The organism is Mycobacterium sp. ABE4_509 (assembly GCF_056160785.1).
Window position 1 is genome coordinate 1 of sequence record NZ_JBSWXU010000330.1, and the last position, 635, is coordinate 635.

General features: G+C 63.9%; 1 protein-coding gene. It reads right to left on the reverse strand.

Annotated elements, in window-relative coordinates; all coding sequences use genetic code 11:
* The coding region (locus tag ACXAID_RS28320) for an IS110 family transposase (RefSeq protein ID WP_475025464.1) at positions 1 to 492 on the reverse strand (492 nt) is incomplete at its 3' end.
* Positions 493 to 635: the final 143 nt, after the last annotated feature.

Consider the following 635-nt stretch of genomic DNA (forward strand, 5'->3'; position numbering starts at 1 on the left):
AGCTTTGGGTGCACGCTCGGGATCGAGCTCATGGACCCGCCACAACAACCGATTGATGGTCGCCGTCCGTGCCGCGACAAGGACTTCGCGGCGATCCACCAACAGCTTCAGTTCCCGCGACACCTCGTCATGAGAGGCCACCGGAAGGTCCGGTTCACGTAGGAATCCCCGCGCCACCGCCAATGCGTCGATCGGATCGGACTTGCCGCGGGTCCGTGCCGAGGCCCGGGTCTGGGCCATCAACTTCGGCGGCACCCGCACCACCTTCTGCCCCAACGCCAACAGGTCACGTTCCAGACGCGCCGACAAATGCCGGCAATCCTCGATCGCCCAGATGACATCGCCCCCGAACTGTTCGCGGGCCCACATCACCGCCTCGGCATGCCCGACGGTGATCGCTTGAACGGTCTTCTCGGCGAGCTTGCGACCCGCATCGTCGACAGCGACGAAGGTGTGCGTGCGCTTGTGTACATCGGCTCCAACAACAACCATGGTGGTTGCCTCCATTCACTGTGAGGTGACGGTTGGGCCGGTCGGCGGACATACCTCAGTGGGGGCGGTGCCACGCTCCTATCAAGTCACGCCGGCCGGTCCTTCACACCTGATGCCGACAAAACACATGCTCGCCAACCCGA